The sequence below is a fragment of the Streptomyces yerevanensis genome (assembly GCF_000716805.1).
Classification (GTDB): domain Bacteria; phylum Actinomycetota; class Actinomycetes; order Streptomycetales; family Streptomycetaceae; genus Streptomyces; species Streptomyces flaveus.
In genome coordinates this window covers 110,508-131,226 of the sequence record NZ_JNWJ01000002.1, presented here as the reverse complement: position 1 = coordinate 131,226, position 20,719 = coordinate 110,508, and the positions used below count along the sequence as shown (strand labels likewise).

Here is a 20,719-nt window from a genome sequence, read left to right as displayed (position 1 = left end):
CTTGGGTCTCCCGCCTCGCGCGGAGTACTGCGGAGCCGCGCCCCTCGCGGGAGTGGGCCGCCGCCATCACGGTTTCCCATCCGCGGATGTCCCACGCAATCCGGCCAGTCGGCCGAGCGGTGCCGCGAGGACGAGGTGCTCCGCCTCTTCGGCGCCGACCGGCTCGGCGAAGAGGTACCCCTGGCCGAACTGGCACCCCATGGAAATCAGCGACTCCTGCTGCCTCACGTCCTCCACTCCTTCGGCGATCACGGTGAGACCGAGTGTGTCCGCGAGATGAGTGATGCCCTCGACCAGGGCGTACTGTTCGGGCGAGCGCCCGAGTTCGTCGACGAACGACTTGTCGATCTTGAGTATCGAGATCGGGAACTCGCGCAGATAGCTCAGCGACGAGTAGCCCGTTCCGAAGTCATCGATCGCGATACGGATACCGAGGTCGGTGAGCGAACCCATCTCGGCCAGGATACGTTCGTCGTTGTACATCAGTACACTCTCGGTCAGTTCCAGTACGAGAGACGACGGTTCGATGCCGGAGAGATCCAGAGCGCGCCGGATCACGTTGTAGAACTCCTCGTCCCGGAACTGACGCGGCGACACGTTCACGCTGACGTAAGGAGCGTTGCTGTCGGCCGCTCCGTCGCGCAGCACGCGGTCCTCCAACCGGACCGCCTCGCCCGCGGCCTGGTCAAGCACCCAGGCGCCGAGCGGGACGATCTGCCCGCTCTCCTCGGCCAGCGTGATGAACTGCTCGGGCAGCACCATGCCACGCGTGGAGTGGGGCCAGCGAACGAGCGCCTCGAAGCCGGCGATCCGACCGCTGGCCAGCTCCACGATGGGCTGGTAGAGCACCATGAACGACGTTTCGATCGACGAACTGTCCAGTCCCTCTTGCAACTTGGCACGCTCGGCCATGCCGCTCTGCAGTTCCGGGTGGTAGCGGCGCCACTGGCGCTTGCCCGCCGTCTTCGCCGCGTACAGCGCGAGATCGGCGTGTGTCAGCAGTTCGACCGAGTCGATGCTGTCCTCCGTCGTCGCGACGCCGACACTGACGTACGTGCTCACCGGCCCCACACTGAGCCGGAACGGCTCGGCGAACGCGGTCATCACGTGTTCGGTGAACCGCTCCACGCCCGCCGGTGTGGCGGCGCCCTCCACCAACAGGGCGAACTCGTCGCCGCCGATGCGCGCGGCGGTGTCGGAGGCACGGACGGTGGTCTGCAGCCGGAGTGACAGCGCGACCAGGAGTTCGTCGCCCACACCGTGGCCGTGTATGTCGTTGACGACCTTGAAGTCGTCCACGTCGACGAAGAGCACACCGACCACGGTGCCTTCGCGCTGAGCCTGCACCAGGGCGTGGTTGACCCGCTCCTGGAAGAGCACGCGGTTGGCCAGGCCGGTGAGCGAGTCATGGAACGCCTGGTGGGTCAGTTCGCGTTCGAGCTTGCGCTGTTCGGTCACGTCCCGCAGGGTGAGCACCACCCCGCCTACGGTGGCCTCCTCGCGCAGGTCGCTCCATCTCACCTCGACCTCGATGGTCGCCCGGTCGGCGCGGACCATGCGCCAGTGCTCGCGCCTGATCTGGTACTCGCCCCCCCGCATTCGCCCGAGCGTCTCGGCCACCGCACGGCTGTCCTGCGGCGGCACCAGATCGACGAGGTGGGTGCCCTCCAGGTTCGGAACTCCGAGTATCTGGTCGGCGGAGGGGCTGGCGTAACGGATCCGGTCGCCGTCGAGGATCAGGATGACGTCGGAGGCGTTCTGCACCAGAGTGCGGAAGTACATCTCGCTGTTGCGCCGGTTGACCTCCTGGGCGAGGGCGACCCGCGCCATGGCAAGCGCCGTCTGCGCGGCGAGAGTCGCCAGCGTTTCGCGGAGCACGAGCAACTCCCGCTCGTCCCCCGCCACGATCAGTGCCCCGATCAGTGGATCGCCGGAGGGGTGATCCTGCGAGGTGAGCGGGCAGACCAGCGCATGGCCGGTGCGGGGCGGCTCCTCGTCCTGGCGCGTGAGGTGGGCGGCGAGATCGGGCCCCACACCGTCGAGGGTCACCAGGCGGTTCTCGCCGGACGCGATCAGTTCCCGTACGGCTGCGGTCACCGGCGCGGACAGGGGCCCGCGTACGTCGCCGTGCGCACCGTTCAGCCAGAGCGTGTTGTCCGGCACGGTGAGCAGCGCGGAACGCGGCGGGTCGTGCGCCATCAGCTCCTTCACCGCGGAGTGGACGGCGGCAGCCGCGTCCCGCAGATCGCCCGCTCCGCCCAGCGACGACACCGCGTTGCGCAGCACCTTCTCCCGGCTGACCGCCCTCTGATGGGTCGCCACCACGCCCCCCAGGCGGTAGAGCACGAGGAGGAAGAGCACCGCGGAGAAGACCCCGATGACGCCGACGTCGGAACGCACGCCGCGTACGGCCTCCGTCAGGAGGACGGCCGGCGCGATCAACGACGCCAGGACGAGCAGGCTCAGCCGGCCCGTGCCGGTCTCGGCTCGCGATGCCACCGGCTGGGTCAGCGACCGCATGGTCGGATCGAGCGCGGCGGCCGCCCAGGCGCCGTACAGGAGGGCCCAGCCGAGATCGACCGCGGTACCCGTGCGCCAGGTCCCGTTCAGTTGCATCAGGCCGTAAACCACGTCGGCGGCGAGCAGGCCGACGGTGCCCACGGTGAGCAACATGAGCGAGTGGCACTTGCCGCCACGGCCGACAATCAGGCGCAGCAGCATCGCCAGTACGAGGATGTCGCCGAGCGGATAGGCGATGGAGAACGCCTTCTGCACCCAGGTGAGATCCTCGTCGCGGGCGTACGGATCGATGAGGAAGAGCCACGACAGCAGCGCCAGGCCGACTGTCAGCGTCAGCGCGTCGACGAGGCTCGCGCGGTCGCGCCAACTCGTCTGCCAGCGCACGAAGCCCAGCAGCCCGGCCGCATAGAGCGGATATGCCGCGAGATAGAAGCCGTCGGCGATCGATGGGAACGGGACTTCCTCGTCGAGCAACTGGAGGAGGATGATCTGGGCGGCCTGGCCCGCGGCGAAGGCGAAGTTTCCCGCGGCGAGCAACAGCCAGGGGAGGCGATGCTTGGGGCGGTTGAGAAGGATACCCAGGACAATACCGATGACGCCGGTCGCCCCAATGGCGACGAAGATCAGCTGCTGTTCCGGAAATATGTAGTAGAGCACGGTCAGTGCGACGATGCACGCGCTGACAGCAGCCATCGCGGCCTGGCTCCGCAATCGCGCGTTCATCCCAACTAACCTCCTGGAAAAGCGACTTGTCAGGTGGACCGAGCTGGGCGAACGGCACCGGGCAACGACGGAGAAGCCCGTAGGACCGGGCCGGCAAAGGAGATTTGTCCGGGGCTCGATAATCGGCCCCGGCCGTCTGTGAAAAAGATCGCCGCTATACGCTGTCGCTGTTATAAACGGTCGCCGGTATGCGGGCTCCTTCTCGCCGAGACATCGACGTGTCTCCATCAAGTTAACTCGGCTCGCCATTCCTCGCATGCGCAAGACGAAATACCGAGTCGCGTCGCGAGATGCCGCGCCCAGGGGCATTGCATGATCGGGATCTGTCCGGGTTCGTCATGTGAGGCCGAGGGCTTGCAGGGGTCGGCGGCCGAGCCTTCAGGCCGGCCCCTGCTCCGGGGCCGGCCCGCTCGTTCCCCGTACCACCAGTTTCGGGTCCAGGACCGCCTCGCGCGGCTCCAGCTCCCCGTCCTCCAGGCGTTCCACGGCGAACCGGACCGCGTACTCCGCCATCAGGAGCGAGTCCTGGCGGACGGTGGTCAGGCCGATCGGCATCAGGTGGGACAGGTGGCTGTCGTCGTAGCCGACGACGGACAGGTCCCGCGGGACCTCGACGCCGGCCCGTGTCAGAGCCATCAACAGGCCCATCGCGCACCGGTCGTTGCCTGCGAGGACCGCCGTCGGCAGCGGCAGCCCGCGATCGCGCTCCGCCACCAGCAGGCGGCCGGTCTCGATGCCGGACTCCTCGGTGTGGTCACCGGGGATCACCCGCAGCTCGGAGTCCAGACCGTGACGGCGCATCGCGGCCCGGTACGCACGCCGCCGCTCGGCCGAGCCGGGACCCCGGCCGCCGTCTATGTGCACGATCCGGCGGTGCCCCAGCTCCACAAGGTGGTCCATGGCCTGCCGTACGCCCTTGCTCTCGGCGGTGTGCACGCTGTCGACGCGGGTCTGGGGCACCCGGCGTCCGACCGAGACGGCGACCGTACGGTGCCCGAGGGCGTCGAGGTCCGCGGCCACCGTGTCCGGGCCCAGGAGGATCACCGCCTCGCAGCGATGGCTGAGCAGGGCCTCGACGGCTTTCGCCTCGCCCCTCCCCTGACCGGTGGCGGAGAGCAGAACCTCGTAGCCGAGCCGCTCGGCCTCGGGATAGATACCCTCGACGAGGTCGGCGTGGAAGGTCTGGTGGACGGTGAACATCACGCCGAGCGTGCGGCTGCGGCCACGGGCCAGCAGGCGGGCCGCGTTGTCGGGGCGGTAGCCGATCTCGTCGGCGACGCGCAGCACGCGCTCGCGGGTCTCCTGGCTCGCCCCCGGCTGGTCACGGAAGATGATCGAGACGAGCGCCCTGGACACGCCCGCCTTCGCGGCGACGTCCACCATCGTGGGCCGCTGCTGCTTGCCCGACGCATTCACCTGTGACCCACCCTTCGACGCACCCACTTTACGGGCGGTCCTGAAATCTCCCGGCAACAAGCTATTGACATGACATTTGGACAGGCGCCATCGTACTCGCACTAGCGCGCGCTAGTAGAGCGCGTCAGTCGACTCTTCCTGCTGGCAACTCCCCGGAGCACCCCACCCGTCCCCTCTTCGAAGGACGTGCACCATGGCAACGACGCCGTCCCCCCTCCGCACCGTCGTGGGCAACCTGTGTCTCGGCTCGGCCCCCGATTCCTGGGGCGTCTGGTTTCCCGAGGACGAGCACCAGGTCCCGTACACCCGCTTCCTCGACGAGCTGGCCGCGGCCGGTTACGAGTGGCTGGAGCTGGGCCCGTACGGCTATCTCCCCACCGAACCAGCCGTACTGGCCGAGGAGTTGGCCGTACGCGGCCTGAAGGTCTCCGGCGGCACCGCCTTCGGCGCGCTGCACCGCCCGGAGGCCTGGGACGACATGCTCGCCCATGTCCGGCAGGTGGCCGCGCTGACCGCCGCCACGGGTGCCCACCACCTGGTCTTCATCCCGCCGATGTACCGGGACGAGAAGACCGGCGGCTTCACCGAGTCGCCCGAGCTGACCGCCGAGCAGTGGGCGGGCTTCGGCCGGGCCGCCGACCGGCTCGGGAAGCTGCTCCTCGACGAGTACGACGTACGCCTCGTCATCCACCCGCACGCGGACAGCCACATCCAGACGCAGCCGGAGATCGAGCGGCTGCTGAACGAGTCCGACTCCCGCTACACCAACCTCTGCCTGGACACCGGGCACGTGGCCTACGGCGGCGGGGACAACCTCGACCTGATCCGCCGGTTCGGGGAGCGCGTCGGCTACGTCCACATCAAGCAGATGGACCCGGAGATCCTCGCCCAGGTGGCCGCCGAGAACCTCTCCTTCGGCGAGGCCGTCAAGCGCGGTGTGTGCGTGTCGCCTCCGGCGGGTGTGCCGAAGCCGGACGACGTGGTCGCCGAACTCGCGCGGCTGGACGCCGAGTTGTTCGTCATCGTCGAGCAGGACCTGTACCCGTGCGCTCCCGAGGTGCCGCTGCCCATCGCGGTCAGCACGCGGGACTACCTGGCCGACTGCGGACTGGCCGGTACACGGCGCCCCGTCCTCGACGACAACCAGGGGTGACCATGGACATCAGCAAGGACACGCCCCAGACCCCCGCTCCCGCCACCGCCGTCCCGGACGACGCCTCGCCCACGGTCAAACGGCGGCTGCGGGTCATCACGCTCATCGCCACCTTCGGCGGACTGCTCTTCGGTTACGACACCGGCGTCATCAACGGCGCCCTGCCGTACATGACCGAGGACCTCGGCCTGACCCCGTTCACCGAGGGCATGGTCACCAGCTCGCTGCTCCTCGGTGCCGCGCTCGGTGCCGTCACGGGCGGCCGCCTTTCGGACGGGCGCGGTCGGCGCCGCACCATCCTTGTTCTCGCCGTGGTGTTCTTCGTCGGCGCGCTCGGCTGCACGCTCGCGCCGAACACGGCGATCATGGTCGTGGCCCGCTTCGTGCTCGGCCTCGCGGTCGGTGGCGCGTCGGTGACCGTGCCGGTCTATCTCGCGGAGGTGTCGCCCGCAGAGCGGCGCGGCGCGCTGGTCACCCGTAACGAACTCATGATCGTCAGCGGGCAGTTGCTCGCCTTCACCTCCAACGCGATCATCGCGCGGGTGGGCGGCGAGTCCGGCGGCGTCTGGCGCTGGATGCTCGTCATCGCGACCATCCCCGCCGTCGTGCTGTGGTTCGGCATGCTGGTGATGCCGGAGAGCCCGCGCTGGCTGGCCTCCCAGAGCCGCTTCGGCGAGGCCCTGGAGGTCCTCAAGCAGGTGCGCTCCCAGCAGCGGGCCGAGGCCGAGCTCGCGGAGGTGTCCTCGCTGGCCGTGAAGGACGAGGAGCAGAAGCTCGGCGGCTGGCAGGACATGAAGAGCACGCCGTGGGTGCGCAAGCTGATGTTCGTCGGCTTCGGTATCGCGATCGTGCAGCAGATCACCGGCGTGAACACGATCATGTACTACGGCACGCAGATCCTCACCGACGCCGGCTTCGCCGCGGACAGCGCGCTCACCGCGAACATCGCCAACGGCGTGATCTCGGTGCTGGCGACCTTCGTCGGCATCTGGCTGCTGGGCCGGGTGGCGCGCCGCCCGATGCTGATGGCCGGTCAGATGGGCACGACCGCGGCGCTGTTGCTGATCGGCGTGTTCTCCCTGGCGCTGCCCTCCGGTGACGGCCGGGCGTACGCCGTGCTCGCCATGACCGTCACCTTCCTTGCCTTCCAGCAAGGTGCGATCTCGCCGGTGACCTGGCTGATGCTGTCGGAGATCTTCCCGATGCGGATGCGCGGTTTCGGGATGGGTGTCGCGGCCGTGGTGCTGTGGCTGACCAACTTCGTGATCGGTCTCGTCTTCCCGTCCCTGGTCGACGGGATCGGGATCTCCAACACCTTCTTCCTCTTCGTGGTGGCGGGTCTGTTCTCGCTCGCCTTCGTCAAGCGCTACGTCCCCGAGACAAAGGGCCGCACGCTCGAGACGCTGGAGGCGGAACTCAAGGCCCGCTTCTCCTGACCTCCTCCCCCGTGGGCCGGTAATGGACCTCCCGGCCCCGCAAGCCTTTCGAAGGGATACGGCCATGACCGTACGTGTAGGTGTCATCGGCACCGGAATGATCGGCCAGGACCACATTCGGCGCCTCACCGAGATGGTCACCGGGGCCACCGTCACCGCGGTGACCGACCTGGACGCCGCCCGCGCCGCCGAGGTCGCCGCCACCGTCGGCGCCGCCGTGCTGCCGGACGGCGCCGAGCTGATCAACTCTCCCGACGTGGACGCCGTCCTGGTCACCTCCTGGGGCCCCACCCACGCCGAGCACGTGCTGAACGCCATCGCGGCCGGCAAGCCCGTGTTCTGCGAGAAGCCCCTCGCGACGACCGCCGAGGACTGTCTGCGCATCGTCGAGGCCGAGCGCGCCCATGGCAGCCGTCTGGTCCAGGTCGGCTTCATGCGCCGCTTCGACCCCGGCTACCGGCAGATGAAGGAGGTCCTCGCGGCCGGCTCCCTCGGCGCCCCGCTGATCGTGCACTGCGCCCACCGCAACCCGACGGTGCCGGACGCGTACCACTCCGCGATGGCGGCGCAGGACACGGCGGTCCACGAGATCGACGTACTGCGCTGGCTGCTCGACGACGAGATCGTCTCCGCCCAGGTGGTCACACCGCGTGCCACGAGCAAGCGGTTCGCGCACCTGAAGGACCCGCAGATCATGATCTTCGAGACGGTGAGCGGGGTGCGTATCGACCTCGAGGTCTTCGTCAACTGCCAGTACGGCTACGACATCCAGTGCGAGGTCGTCGGCGAGGACGGTCTGGTCCGGCTGCCCGACCCGGCCGCCGTGGGCGTCCGCACCGCGGCGGCCGGGCACGCCACAGCTGTCATGCAGGACTGGAAGGTCCGCTTCGCGGAGGCCTTCGACACCGAGTTCCGCGAGTGGATCGCCTCGGTCGCGACAGGCGCCGAGCCCAACGGCCCGTCCGCCTGGGACGGCTACGCCGCCACCGTCATCACCGACGCCGCCGTCCGCTCCCTGGAGTCCGACGGAACGGTCGTCTCCGCCGACATGAAGCCCCGCCCCGCGTTCTACGGAGGTGCCGCGTGAAAATCGCCCTCGACCCCTATATGTTCCGCACCCTGCCGCTCGACGACATGGTGCGCACGGTCGCCGAACTCGGCTACGAGTACATCGAGTTGTCCCCGCGCGACGACTTCATGCCGTTCTTCCTGCACCCGCGGGCGGACGACGAGCGCGTCGCCTCGTTCAAGAAGTCCCTGCGCACACACGGCGTCCAGCTGTCCTCGGTGCTGCCGCTCTACAAGTGGTCCTCGCCCGACGAGACCGAGCGGCAGACCGCCGTACGCTACTGGAAGCGGATGATCGAGATCACCGCGGACCTCGGATGTCCGCTGATGAACTCGGAGTTCAACGGCCGCCCGGAGCGCGCCGCCGAGAGCGAGTCCGCCTTCTGGCGCTCGCTGGAGGAACTGCTGCCGGTGTTCGAGCGCGAAGGCATCGCTCTGAACCTGGAGGCTCACCCGGACGACTTCTGCGAGGAGAACACCCCCGCGGTCGACCTGGTCCGCGCGATCAACAAGCCCTGGGTGAACTACCTTTACTGCGCCCCGCACACCTTCCACCTGTCCGGCGCCTCGGAGGTCGGCGCGGACATCGCGAAGATGATGCGCTACGCCGGCGACAAGCTGCAGCATGTGCACATCGCGGACTCCTTCAATCACAAGGGCTCCAGCGGTCTGCGCTACATCCTCAACCCGCCGGGCACCCCGGCCCGTATCCACCAGCACCTGGACATCGGCCAGGGCGAGGTCGACTGGGACACGTTCTTCGGCACCCTGCGCGAGCTGAACTTCGATGGCGTCGCCACGTCCTGCGTCTTTGCCTGGGAGGAACGAGCCCGCGATTCCTCGGCGTTCATGCTGGACCGCATCACCAAGGAACTCGCCACCTGAGAGCGGACGGCGGCAACCAGCCTCCGCCTTCCGGCAGAGCGCTCCGCGTGCCTCGTAAACCGTGGTACGCGTCGTACGCGGAGCGCTCTCGCGGATGCCGCCCGGCCCTCCTCGAATCGGCGCAGCGTCACTTCCTGAGACATGGCATCGGCACTTCCCTGGAAGCGGTGGCCAAAGAGGCGGACGTCGGACCTGCCACGCTGTACCGGCACTTCCCCACCCGGGAGGCGCTGCTGGCAGCCGTGCTCCAGACGCGCTCCGAGGAACTGGTGGCCCGCAGGTCGGCCATCGCCCAGCTCGGTGACGCCTCCGAGGCACTACGCCAGTGGCCGCGGACCGGTCATCCGGTCCCGCCGTGGATCAGAGGTCGAGGACCAGGCGGTCGCTCTTGGCCCGGGAGACGCAGATCATCATGGTGTCGCCTGCCGCGCGCTCCTGGTCGTTCAGGACCGAGTCTCGGTGGTCGATCTCCCCGGACAACACCGTCGTCTCGCAGGTTCCGCAGATTCCCTCCTCGCACGACGTCATCACCGACACACCGACATCTGCGACGGCCTCAAGAACGGACGTGTCCTCAGAGACCAGCAGTGTCTTGCCGGTCTGGGCGAGCTCTACCTCGAAGGTGCTGTGTGGCCCGGCGGTGACGTCCTTCTTCGGGGCGAAGCGCTCCACGTGCAGGGCTCCGCTCGGCCACTTCTCGCAGCCGGATTCGACCGCCTCGAGCAGCGGCTCCGGGCCGCAGGAGTAGACGGCTGTCCGCCGTTGCGGTTTGCCCAGCAGCGAAGGCAGGTCCAGCAGCCCGTATTCGTCCTGCGGTCGCAGCATCACCCGCTCTCCGTAGGCCCGCTGCAGATCATCGCGGAACGCCATCGAAGCTCGGGTGCGTCCCCCGTAGACGAGGCGCCAGTCGGCGCCGCGCGCGTGGACGGCCGCCAGCATGGGCAGCATCGGGGTGATTCCGATCCCGCCTGCGATGAACAGGTAGCGCTTGGTCTTCTCGAGCGGAAAGTTGTTGCGGGGCCCGCGAATGCGTACCGACTCACCTTCGGAGAGCACGTCGTGCACGTAGCTCGACCCGCCCCGGCTTTCCGGTTCACGCAGCACCGCGACCTGAAGACAGGACCGGTCCCCCGGGTCCCCGCACAGCGAATACTGCCTGACCAGGTCCGCTCGCAGCATCAGATCGATGTGTGCTCCCGGCTCCCATTCCGGCAGCTGCCGACCTTCCGCGTCGCGCAACGTCAGCAGCGCGACACCTTCGGCCACCGTCTCCTTGCGTTCCAGTACGAGGTCGCGCTCGACCTCGGTGCGGAGGGTGCTCATGATCGGCCTTCCATTTCGTGGTGACAATTCAGGTGATAATTCATCGGTCCATTTCTTCTGGACCGATCAGGACGGGAAGCAACGGCCGAAGGCCAGCAACAGCCGCGGCGAGCCCTGCATCTTGATGCGGCGACGCAGCAACGCCCACGGCAGCACTGCCCGTTTGGTGAGGAAACGCAGCCAGGTGCCCGCGTCGGCGGTGATTTTGAGGTCCGGCTCGCCGTGATGCCCGTCGGCGATATCGAGTTCGCGGTCGCGGATGGTCACGGTGATCTGCCGGGACTCGGCGCCGGTGAAGGTGAAATGATAGGTTGCGGACATTTCCGCGGCCTGCTCTCGCTGAAAAATCAGCGGCATGCCTTCCACCAAACCCTCGATGCTGTTCGCCCGCAGGCTCTGCCCTACTCGCTTCGTGCGTTTGTGTGGGAATTTACTGGCCACGTGCTGCTCGGCGTCGGAGTCCGAGAGGACGTAGACGGTCTCTTCCTTGTTCATCAGTGGGCGGACGACCGTGTCCAGGTGCGACTTGCGACTGTCCAACCAGGGGCCGATGACGTCCTCGCCGGCCGGGCAGACCGACATGCAGTAGGCAGCCTTGTAGTTGGCGCCGAAGGAGAGGCTTTGCCACATGGACGCGCTCTCGGCGTCGCTCACCCGTGAGCGGTAGTCGTCGGCGTTGCGGCTCTCAGCGACCTGTTCGGCCCAGTCACCGAAGCCGCCCATGAACTCGCGGTAGTTGTGCGTGTAGCAGGCGGAGAAGTTGAAGTGCCCGTCGGAGGCGATCGCCCCGGTCGGGCAGGCGGTCACACACAGCTTGCATTCAAGGCAGGGATTGAACTCGATAGGCTGGGAGGAGTCGCTTATCTCAGCGTCGATCAGAATCGTGCCCAGCAGGACGAAGTTGCCGAATTTTGGGTGGATGACGTTGCGGTGAATTCCCATCTTGCCGAGCCCGGCCGCCACGGCGACCGGCTTGTGCGAGACAACCCACGCTTTCCTGGGGAACTTGTCCATCTCCATCGGAAAACCCATCGCGGGATTGATGGCGCGCACACCCATCGCCTCCAGCTCAGCCACCACTTGCCGGCCCACCTCGTTGGTGTGGTCGCCGCTGTGATGGAATTCCAGGTTGGCCACCGAACGCGCCGGAGTGCGGATGTTCTCCCGGTTCATTCGGACCACGAAGCTGATCAACGTTCGGACACCCGGCAGCGCGGCACCCAGGTCCGCTCGCTGGTCGGCGACTTCCGGCCGGTCGATCTCGACGAAGCCAACGTCGTCCGCACCCGCGTCGAGACACAGCTGCCGCAGCCATGCCGCATCCAGCGGCTCGGCGGGCCGGTCGGAGCCGCGCTCGCGCCGCTGGCGGACCTGGACGACGGTGGGATGGTCGTCGAGCTTGTTCTGTTTGGCCATCGGGTGTCACCTCACGGGAGCGGGAAGAGTGAGTTTCATGAAGCAACTAGCACCCTAATCGCATGGGTTTCGTGAAGCAACTACCGAGGTTGCGAGTGTGATGCCGCGGGGCTGACAGGGCCTGGGCGTCGGCGGTGTCGCCCTGGACAGAGCGATGCCTCCCCTACGGCAGCACAAGCTGTCGTAGGGCGTTGGCGCAGTGCTGCTCGGAGCGTCGGCGGCTGCGATCCTTTTGATCATTCACAGCTGACGCATCTGCTTCCGGGCCCAGTGGCCTGCGCCGCACTCAGGCAGCCCTACCGACTCGGGGGCGATGCGGGCGCGGCACTGGCGTCGGATCGCGGATCGGATTCCACCGCAGCGACTGTGTCAGGCCGGGGAGTCGGTGAGCGCTGGGCCGGGAAGCAGGAGAACGGCGTCCGGCCCTACCACTTGTCCGCATCCGGTGCACACGAGCTGTTCCCGAACGTTGCCCCCGCATCCCGCATGGCTGGTGATCCGCGGCGGGCCGGCCGGGTCCTCGGCGTGCTCATCGCCCCAGTGCATCAAGGCAAGCACGGCGGTGAGCAAGTCCTTGGCCTTGCCCGTCGGCCGGTACTCGTAGCGGGCGGGCCGCTCCTGATAACAGACCCGCTCAAGCAACCCCTCGTCGACCAGCTTGGTGAGGCGGTTGGTAAGCACGTTGCGGGCGATACCGAGGCTGTCTTGAAACTCCTCGAACCGGCGCAGGCCAAGCTGCGCATCGCGAATGATCAGCAAAGTCCAGCGCTCGCCGACAACCTCAAGAGTCCGGGCTATGGAGCACAGCTGATTTTCGTAGGTCCGGCCCAACATGCTTTCAATCTAGCACGTTGCGCCATGCAACTGACGACCTCAGAAGTCGGGCGCCGGGCAGTCCGGGCGGGGCTCACTCCAAGCTTTCCTCAGGGAACGAGGCCGGCCCCGCCAGGTCGCTGCCTGATCCGCCTCAGGGGGACTGCCAGGTCAGACGCCCTGGAGCAGGGAGCGCAGTGAACCGGACCTCATCCCGCACGAGCCCGGTGATGCCGTTCACGAGCCCGTCGAGGTCGGTGCGGTGACGGCGCATCAGCGTGTCGGCGCCCTGCATCAGCGACCACGGCACGGTGATGCCGAGCTCGATCGCACCGCCGCGCGAGAACAGCCCGTCGTCCGGATCGGACCACGTGATCAACGGCGCGATCGCCTTGAGCTCCGGCGGCTTGGACAGCGCCGCCATCCACTGCGTGTTACCGAAATAGCTGGCGCCGATCATGCCGACGGAGCCGTTCGAGCCGGCAAGGGCGGCGGCCCACCGCACGGTGTCGTACCCGTCGCTCTCCTCGTACGTCCACGGCTCCCACTCCCCCTCGGAGGCGAACCGGCCCCGGGTGTCCTGGACGACGACCATAAAGCCGCGCCGGGCCGCCGCCAGCGGATCGAGCTTCAACAGGTCGGCCGACACGTCGGGCCACCGGCGTGGGCGGTACGAGAGCCGCCGCAGAGCACATCCGCCTTCCCCGGACTGCGCGAAAAGGTGATGTGTCAGCGCATGCCTGTCGCATCGAGCAGGGCGGCCACAGTGGGCGCGATGAGCCCCGTCAGCTTGTCGGCCCCGATCCCCGCACGGGCGCTGGCGCCGTCGAAGACCAGGCTGAGCTGCCGGGCCAGCAGGTCGGGATCGCTCGCCCCGCCCTGTTCGGCCTCGGCACGGAAAAACGCCGTCAGGCCCCCCTTGACCCGGTGCGCCACCCGGCTTGCGGGGTGGGTCTGATCCTTGAGCTCGATCTGCACAGCCAGGTACTGACAGCCGCGGAACTCGGGGACACCCGCCAGCGACTCGAGCTGCTCGAAGACGTGCAGGATCCGCTCGCGGGGTGAACGGCCGTCGTCCACCGCCGGCAGGAGCCCCGCCACGAAGTCAGCGGCGCCCTTGTCCAGGCTCGCCGCCAGCAGCTCGTCCTTGCTCTCGAACAGCTGGTACATGGAGCGCTTGGACACCCCCGCCGCCTTGCACAGCGCCTCGACGCCGATACTGACGCCCTCGCGGTAGGCGAGTGTGGCCGCTGCCTCCAGCAGCCGCTCTCGGGAGGTCGGTTTCACCTGTGTGGTCATGGTGTGAGGCTAACTCGGTTTTCTCGAAATTGAAACCGATCGGTTTACCAGGTGCGGCGACGTCTCCGCTACGCCGCGACGGCAGTCTCCTCGGGCTTCTTCTCGGCCGGAACGCGGTGCAGCCCCTTGCGGTCGTACCAACCGGTCATGCCGAAGCCGAACAGCGCGGCCACCACGAGGCCGACGGCCATCATCACCCAACCCCGGGTCAGACCCGCGTCTCCCTGGGCGTCGTAGTAGAGAATCGAACGGATACCACCCGTGATCTGCCGCAGCGGCTCGAACTCCGCAAGGAAGCGGTAGAAGCCGGGCAGCGCCTCGATGGGGGTGGTGGCACCGGCCGTCGGCACCGCCATCCCGATGAAGACCAGCGTGACCACCAGCATGCCGGGCGTGCCGAAGACGGCGAGGAGGGAGAGCGCACCGATCCCGGCGACGGCGATGGCGCACACCGAGAACAGCCACAGCAGCGGCAGATGGGCGGCGGCCATGCCCATGATGCCGACCGCGCCCGCCATGACCAGGGTTCCCATCAGCAGGGACAGGCCGACCATGAGGGTGCTGCTGATGGCGAGGGTCTGCACCCGGGTCGCCCGGATGAGTGGGCGGTGCAGGCGCAGCGGGCCCATGTCGTTGTGGGTGTAGCCGAGGGCGTGGTCGACCTGGCCGCTGATGACATTGGCGGAGAGCATGCCGCAGACCACCAGGACGAGCGCGTAGTAGAACGCCGTCAGACCCAGACCGCTGTGCGAGTCGAGTGGGTGCCCGTCCTTGACCGTGACGGCGGCCGGGTCGGCGAGCAGGACGCGCGCCGCGGCGGGCAGCTTCGCCTGCCCGGCCCCGTTCTGCGCGGTCAGCTCCTTGCCCACCTGGAGCGAGGCGCTCTCGGCCGCCTGCGTCGTCGCCGCCCGAGCCAGGCTGGAGCCCACACTGCCGGCGGACTGGTTGGTCAGCACCGTCAGCGTCGGGCGGGCCGGGGTCCCGGTGGCCGAGGTGTCGGCCAGTGCGGTGACGGAGGAGGTGAAGTCGTCGGGCACGACGAGCGCGCCGAACAACTTGCCCTCGCCGAGCTCGTCCTTCATCTCCTTCTCGTCCATCACCTTCCAGTCGATCTTGTTTCCGTTCACGGTGGACTTCTTGATCGACTCGGTGATCTGCCCGCCCAGGTTGACCTGCTTGCCACCGGTGTCAGCCCCCTTGTCGGCGTTGACCAGACCGACGGGCAGCTTCTCCATGTGATCGACCGGGTCGATGCTGGCGCCGACATAGAACACGGTGAACAACAGCGCCAGGACACCCGTGATGACACCGTTGGCGATCCACAGCGGTTTCGCGCGCAGAACGCGGAAGGGGTGAATTTCCTGCATGGCCTACTCCGATCTCGACAACACGACTGCGTCAGGAGAAGACCGGACGGCGCCGTTGCGGGCCGAGCTCCTCGGTGCGTTCAGCCCTCGGCGCGGGCGCGCCTCGGAAGAGCGACAGACCTCTTGACTCGGCGCCACCCCTCCGACGAGCACATCGCCACCAAGCCCCGAACAGCACCGAGTCGATTCCACCCGCGATGCCGACGACGCCCTCGGATCGCGGTCACGACCTCCAGGGGAAACCGATCGGTCTCAATCGCATCGTAAACCGGTCGGTTTCCCGGGTCAAAGTCGAGGCACCCCCGAAACCCCGACCCGGCTGATGGGCGGCGGCGGATACCGCGGCACCACCGACCAACTGGAAACCCTCCTCGGACACCCGCCGAAGAGCGTGCGGTGGGCGCTGGAGAACCACCCACGCATCCGGAAACCGGCGGCCGCCTGAGCTGCGGCGCAGTCCGGAGCCCGCAGCTCGACGAGGGGACAGTCCGGGTGGGCCCGGAAGGCGGCGGCCACGTCGTCGAGGAGCGCGTTGCACACCTCGTGTGGGACGTCGTCGAAGGTGGTGTCGATGTTCAGGTCGACAGCGTCGACGGCGTGGACCCACACCTCGCGCACCCGCATCCAGGGCACCTGAGAGGCGGGCACCTCGCGGCCCCGTGCCGTCCGCACGGTCGCTGCCCAGCACTCATCCGGCAGGTCGGCGAACCCCTCGGCCAGTCGCCCATCGGCCGCGAGGAGGTCGGCGCGCAGGGCGCCGACCGGTTGGCGGGCGCCGTCCTCGATCTCGCGCGCACGCTGGTCGCCACTTGCGTACATGGGAGTCGCGACACCTGTCCGCGCCCAGGTCAGCAGGTTGACGAGGGCCTCGGCGTTGCGGGCGACGTGGGCGACGACGTGGCCCTGCTCCAGCCCGGCAGGTACGAGGGCCTGGTGAGCCCCGAGTCGGTCAGCCAGTGCACGCGGCTTCGAAGGCGGCCGTGCCCTTGGCGGCCCGCTCCAGCATCGCGCCCGGGCGTGCACTCACCGCTTCTCCCGGCGACAGGTGTTACGGCACTCGCCGATTCCCTCGATCCGGGTGACGAGGAGCGAACCGTCCTGCAGGTAGCGGGCGGGCTTGCGGGCATGGCCGACCCCGCCCGGAGTACCGGTGGCGATCACGTCGCCGGGCACCAGCGTGATGATCTCGGACAGGTACGCGACCAGCATGGCCGGGTCGAAGACGAGGTCCCCGGTGTCGGCCTTCTGCACCGTGTCGCCGTCGACCTCGCACGACAGGCTCAGGCCCTGGGCGGTCACCGTGGGGTCGTCGGCGGTCACCAGCCACGGTCCGATGGGGGTGGTGGCCTCGAAGGTCTTGCCCTGGTCCCACTGGGTGGTGCGGTACTGCCAGTCGCGGGCGGTGACGTCGTTGAGCACGGTGTACCCGGCGATCGCGGCCCGCGCCCGCTCCGTGTCGGCGTGCCGGACCTCGGACCCGATGACGACGCCGAGTTCGGCCTCCCAGTCCATCTGCGTGGAGGAAGCGGGCAGGGTCACCTCGTCGTACGCGCCGACCAGCGCCCGCGCGTACTTGGAGAACAGCGTGGGATGCGAGGGGAGTTCGCGGCCCATCTCCAGAATGTGGGTGCGGTAGTTGAGGCCGACGCACACGACCTTCTCCGGCGCGACGACCACCGGGGCGTAGTCCAGGGCGCCTTCGTACGTTTCGCCGTCGGCGTCCGCGGCACGCGCCGCCCAGTCGCCGTGGCGCAGGAAGCCCACCAGGTCGCTCTCGCCCAAGTCCACCGCCTTGCCCTCGTCTACGCGGACGGCGCGCGTGCTGCCGTTGACCCGGATGGTGGCGAGCTTCACTTGTGGGCTCCTCGGGAGGTACGGGCGAGGCCCAGGGCCTCGTAGACGGGCTCGTCGCTGAAACGGAACAGGTCGACCTGGGTACGGGCGGACAGCGAGACCTCGCACCAGGACGGGACGACGAACAGGTCGCCCTTGGCGATCTCGAAGACCCTGTCACCGACATGGGCGACCGCCTCGCCGTCGAACACCTGCCAGACCGCGGAGCCGACCGAGCGCACCGGGACGGTCTGCGTGCCGGCCCGCAGTCGGCGCATCTCGGTACGCATCGTGACCAGGGCGTCCTTGCCGGTGGTGGGGTTGGAGAAGCGGACTCCGGCGTGTCCGGGCTCGAGCACACCGGGTACGCCTTCGTCCTCCAGTTCCAGCTGGGCGGTCAGGGCGGCGTCGGTGTGTTCCCAGCGGTAGGCACCCAGCGGGGAGTTGGGCCGGTCGGGCCGGCCGATCGGGCGCAGCCCGGGGTGGCCCCACAGTCGCTCGCCGCGCGAGCGCTCGGGGGTGGCACGGGTGGAGAGCTCGTCGGGTCCGAACTCGAAGAAGCCGGCGTCCAGTTGGGAGATGAGCGGGATGTCGAGGCCGTCGAGCCAGGCCATCGGCTTGTCGGTGACGTTCTGGTGCTCGTGGAAGGCCCAGCTCGGCGTGAGCAGCAGGTCACCGCGCCGCATCGCCACCGCGTCCCCGTCGACGTTGGTCCACACGCCCTCGCCTTCGAGCACGAACCGGAAGGCGCCCTGGCTGTGCCGGTGCGAGGGGGCGACCTCGCGCGGCCCCAGGTACTGGATCGCGGTCCACAGGGTCGCAGTGGCGTAGGGAAGGCCCGGAAGGCCGGGGTTGGACAGGGCCATGGCGCGGCGCTCGCCGCCACGCCCCACCGGCACCAGCTCTCCGGAGCGCTGTGCGATGGGCAGAAGCTCCGCCCACCGCCACAGGTGCGGGATCGCGGCAGGCTGCGGCGACATCGGCATGAGGTCGTCCACCTGCGTCCACAGCGGGATCAGGCCCGCATTCTTGAAGTCCGCGTACAACTCGTCGAGCAGCTTGCGCTCGGTCTGTTCGCTGGTGGTGTCGGTCACGGAAACCTCCACGTCGTGTCTACGGCGACCGTCAGAAGAAGCGCGCATCGTCCCGCGCTGTTTCATGACGCTACGCCGATGTTTCCCTTCACCGGAATCCTTGAAGGCTAGGATTCCTCTATGGAGAATTCAGCGGACCGTTCGCCCAGCCCTTCGTATCCGGTGAGTGGCGCCGGCAATGCCCTCCGCGTCGTCCGGCTGCTGCACGAGCTCGACGAGCTTCGGGTGATGGACGTCGCGGACCGGCTCGGCGTCGCGCGCTCGACCGCTCACCGGATCCTCGCGATGCTCGTCTTCGAGGGATTCGCGGCGCAGGACCGCCACAAGGTGTACCGGCCGGGGCCGGCTCTGCAGGCGATCAGGGGAAGCCAGGCGGCTCCTCCCCCGGATCTGATCACCGTCGCCCACCCCCACCTGCGACGGCTGGCGGACGCCGTCCGTGAGACGACCCACCTGATGGTGCTCGAGGGCAACGGCAGCCGCTTCCTGGACGGCATGGAGGGCCCCCAGGCGCTGCGCGTCAGCTACCGCACCGGCACGCTCCTGCCCGCGCACGTGACCTCGGGCGGCAAGGCCCTGCTCGCGGCACTGCCGGCGGACCGGCTCCGGGCCCTCTACCCCAACGGGCTCCCCGGGGACCGGACCAAGGCCTCCGAGGTGTCCGAGGACTTCGAGCGCCTGATGAACGAGCTGGTGTCCGTGCGCCGCCACGGCTACGCCCTCAACCTCCAGGAGAGTGAGCGCGGCGTGCACGCCGTCGGCGCATGCGTACGCGACCGCACCGGCACCGCCGTGGCCGCCGTAGCCGTGGCGGCTCCGTCCGTCCGCTGCACCCGCGCGCGGCTCACAGAACTGTCCCAACCGCTGCTCACGACCGTGCAGGACATCGGCCAGGACCTGTGAACGACGGCGGCGCGCACCACCGTGAAGCCGCATGGTGGCGCACGCCATAGCAGTCTTCGAGGCTCGTCATACGACCTCTCTACACAGGCTGTTGGTGTTCACAGCCGGAGAATTCGCTCGGCATTGCCGTGCGCGATGCGCTTGAGGTCGGCCGGCTCGTGCGGTGCGGAGCGCAGGAACCCCACCGCCTCGGCGCTGGACTCGAACGGGTAGTCGATGGCGAACAACACGCGGTCGACGCCGACCGCGTGGACGGCTCCCAGCAGTGCGGCATGTGACATGACTCCGCTGGTGGTGACGTACACGTTGTTCCGCAGGTAGTACGAGGGCAGGTGCTGCACCCTCTGCTCAACAGGCACGTGGGGATAGCGGCTGTCGAGCCGGGCCATCTGGAACGGCAGCAGCTCGCCCATGTGCCCCAATATCAACGACGCGCCCGGGAACTGGTCGAACACGCCGCTGTAGATCACCCGGAGCGCATGGGCACCTACCGTCGCGGTCCAACCCCACGTCGGCCCGTTCAGCACGGGATACCCCTCGAAGACACGCCAGTTGTCGGCCGGAATGACAGCCGGATGCAGATACAGCGGCACGCCGAGGCGCTCCAGCTCGGCCCATAGCGGCCTGAACTGCGGCTCGTCCAGGTAGTGCCCCCGCACGTGGTCGTTGTACAGCACACCCTTGAACCCGAGTTCGTTCACCGCCCGGCGCAGCTCCACGACCGCGGCCTTGGGGTCCTGCAACGGAAGGGTGGCAAAGCCCGCGAAGCGGGTCGGATGGGCGGCGATCGCCTTGGCCAGAGAGTCGTTGATCTGCCGCGCGGCCGCCACCGCCTCCGCGGGATCTTCGATCACTTCCACGCCCGGCGTGGAATACGACAGGACCTGCACATCGACGCCGTTGGCATCCATGTCCGCCAGCCGCAGTTCGGTCAGATCGTCCAGCCGCCGGAACCACTCCTGCTTGATCGCCTCCGGCACGGGCATGCGCTGACGGATCGCTTCCTCCTGCCGGATGGCTCCGGGAACGGAGAACGCCTCTTCCACGGCCACGATGCGCATCTTTTTCTCCTTCTGAGTGTTCCGACGGTCCTTCGAGCTGCCGACCGTCGTGGAAGCGCGGCTGCCGGGCGCTGCCTCGGCTGCCAGCGCGGGCGACCCCGTGACCAGGCCGCCGACCACGGCGGCTCCTCCGGCAGCGGCGGTCGCGGCGATGAATCTTCGCCGGGTGGCCTCGGTGGGGGGCTCGGCGGGTGGAGTCACGGCTTGGAAGGGACGTTCGTCGGACATGTCCACTCTTCCTCGATGGTGGCGTGGGTGGTTGTCGGGACGTACCAATGCCTGGTGCGCTCCGCGAAGGTGCGCGTCGTTTCCTCAGGAGAGGTCCGGTGGCCCTCCGAGTCGCCGCCACCGGATCGTGTTGGCGGGCATGGCGTCGGCTGGTTGCAGTCGGCTCGCACCATCGGCGGGC

17 protein-coding genes and 1 pseudogene are annotated in these 20,719 nt (G+C 68.4%); 6 read left to right on the top strand and 12 right to left on the bottom strand.

All coding sequences use genetic code 11. The features are described from left to right. Nucleotides 1-66: 66 nt before the first annotated feature. Nucleotides 67-3,243: a putative bifunctional diguanylate cyclase/phosphodiesterase gene (locus OP79_RS02610; RefSeq protein ID WP_051744355.1), complete on the bottom strand. Its 3,177-nt coding sequence runs from the start codon at nt 3,241-3,243 to the stop codon at nt 67-69. 378 nt (nt 3,244-3,621) lie between these two features. Beyond that, the gene (locus OP79_RS02605) at nt 3,622-4,626 is read right to left on the bottom strand and encodes a LacI family DNA-binding transcriptional regulator (RefSeq protein WP_033318405.1); all 1,005 of its coding nucleotides are present in this window, start codon (nt 4,624-4,626) and stop codon (nt 3,622-3,624) included. Nucleotides 4,627-4,852: 226 nt separating this feature from the next. Here OP79_RS02605 and OP79_RS02600 point away from each other — a divergent pair, with 226 nt between their 5' ends. The 5 genes and pseudogenes from OP79_RS02600 to OP79_RS58425 form a co-directional block, all read left to right on the top strand. After that, a complete protein-coding gene (locus OP79_RS02600) occupies nt 4,853-5,812 on the top strand; it encodes a TIM barrel protein (protein WP_033318228.1) in 960 nt (319 codons plus the stop codon). Between the two features lie 2 nt (nt 5,813-5,814). Continuing rightward, entirely contained in the window at nt 5,815-7,248 is a 1,434-nt protein-coding gene (locus tag OP79_RS02595; RefSeq protein ID WP_033318227.1) for a sugar porter family MFS transporter, read from the top strand. A 64-nt stretch (nt 7,249-7,312) separates the two neighbouring features. Continuing rightward, a complete protein-coding gene (locus tag OP79_RS02590; protein ID WP_033318226.1) occupies nt 7,313-8,335 on the top strand; it encodes a Gfo/Idh/MocA family protein in 1,023 nt (340 codons plus the stop codon). Then, nucleotides 8,332-9,201: a sugar phosphate isomerase/epimerase family protein gene (locus OP79_RS02585; protein ID WP_033318225.1), complete on the top strand. Its 870-nt coding sequence runs from the start codon at nt 8,332-8,334 to the stop codon at nt 9,199-9,201. Before OP79_RS02590 ends, OP79_RS02585 begins: the two co-directional genes overlap by 4 nt. A 47-nt stretch (nt 9,202-9,248) precedes the next feature. Further along, nucleotides 9,249-9,434, top strand: a pseudogene (locus tag OP79_RS58425) (TetR/AcrR family transcriptional regulator); the annotation flags it as partial. A gap of 127 nt (nt 9,435-9,561) precedes the next feature. Here the strand turns inward: OP79_RS58425 and OP79_RS02580 are convergent. The 9 genes from OP79_RS02580 to OP79_RS02540 all read right to left on the bottom strand — a co-directional run bounded on the left by OP79_RS02580 (nt 9,562) and on the right by OP79_RS02540 (nt 18,346). Next, nucleotides 9,562-10,524, bottom strand: a complete 963-nt coding sequence (locus OP79_RS02580) for a PDR/VanB family oxidoreductase (protein ID WP_033318224.1) — start codon at nt 10,522-10,524, stop codon at nt 9,562-9,564. 66 nt (nt 10,525-10,590) lie between these two features. Continuing rightward, the gene (locus OP79_RS02575) at nt 10,591-11,940 is read right to left on the bottom strand and encodes an SCP2 sterol-binding domain-containing protein (RefSeq protein WP_033318223.1); all 1,350 of its coding nucleotides are present in this window, start codon (nt 11,938-11,940) and stop codon (nt 10,591-10,593) included. 369 nt (nt 11,941-12,309) lie between these two features. Further along, on the bottom strand, nt 12,310-12,774 hold the full coding sequence (locus tag OP79_RS02570; protein WP_033318222.1) for a winged helix-turn-helix transcriptional regulator: 465 nt from the start codon (nt 12,772-12,774) through the stop codon (nt 12,310-12,312). A gap of 133 nt (nt 12,775-12,907) precedes the next feature. After that, a complete protein-coding gene (locus tag OP79_RS02565; protein WP_281193142.1) occupies nt 12,908-13,441 on the bottom strand; it encodes a CocE/NonD family hydrolase in 534 nt (177 codons plus the stop codon). A gap of 41 nt (nt 13,442-13,482) precedes the next feature. Beyond that, on the bottom strand, nt 13,483-14,052 hold the full coding sequence (locus OP79_RS02560; RefSeq protein WP_033318220.1) for a TetR/AcrR family transcriptional regulator: 570 nt from the start codon (nt 14,050-14,052) through the stop codon (nt 13,483-13,485). A gap of 68 nt (nt 14,053-14,120) precedes the next feature. Continuing rightward, complete coding sequence (locus OP79_RS02555) at nt 14,121-15,419, bottom strand: SNG1 family protein (protein ID WP_033318219.1); 1,299 nt, start codon at nt 15,417-15,419, stop codon at nt 14,121-14,123. Nucleotides 15,420-15,704: 285 nt separating this feature from the next. Then, nucleotides 15,705-16,442: a maleylpyruvate isomerase N-terminal domain-containing protein gene (locus OP79_RS49605; RefSeq protein ID WP_245685193.1), complete on the bottom strand. Its 738-nt coding sequence runs from the start codon at nt 16,440-16,442 to the stop codon at nt 15,705-15,707. Further along, complete coding sequence (locus tag OP79_RS02545) at nt 16,443-17,273, bottom strand: fumarylacetoacetate hydrolase family protein (RefSeq protein ID WP_033318218.1); 831 nt, start codon at nt 17,271-17,273, stop codon at nt 16,443-16,445. Further along, on the bottom strand, nt 17,270-18,346 hold the full coding sequence (locus OP79_RS02540; protein WP_051744354.1) for a cupin domain-containing protein: 1,077 nt from the start codon (nt 18,344-18,346) through the stop codon (nt 17,270-17,272). Before OP79_RS02540 ends, OP79_RS02545 begins: the two co-directional genes overlap by 4 nt. Before the next feature lie 120 nt (nt 18,347-18,466). Here OP79_RS02540 and OP79_RS02535 point away from each other — a divergent pair, with 120 nt between their 5' ends. Next, nucleotides 18,467-19,249, top strand: coding sequence for an IclR family transcriptional regulator (locus OP79_RS02535; protein ID WP_033318217.1), 783 nt, complete (start codon nt 18,467-18,469; stop codon nt 19,247-19,249). A 98-nt stretch (nt 19,250-19,347) separates the two neighbouring features. Here the strand turns inward: OP79_RS02535 and OP79_RS02530 are convergent, their stop codons facing one another. Continuing rightward, a complete protein-coding gene (locus OP79_RS02530) occupies nt 19,348-20,430 on the bottom strand; it encodes an amidohydrolase family protein (RefSeq protein WP_078491589.1) in 1,083 nt (360 codons plus the stop codon). Nucleotides 20,431-20,719: the final 289 nt, after the last annotated feature.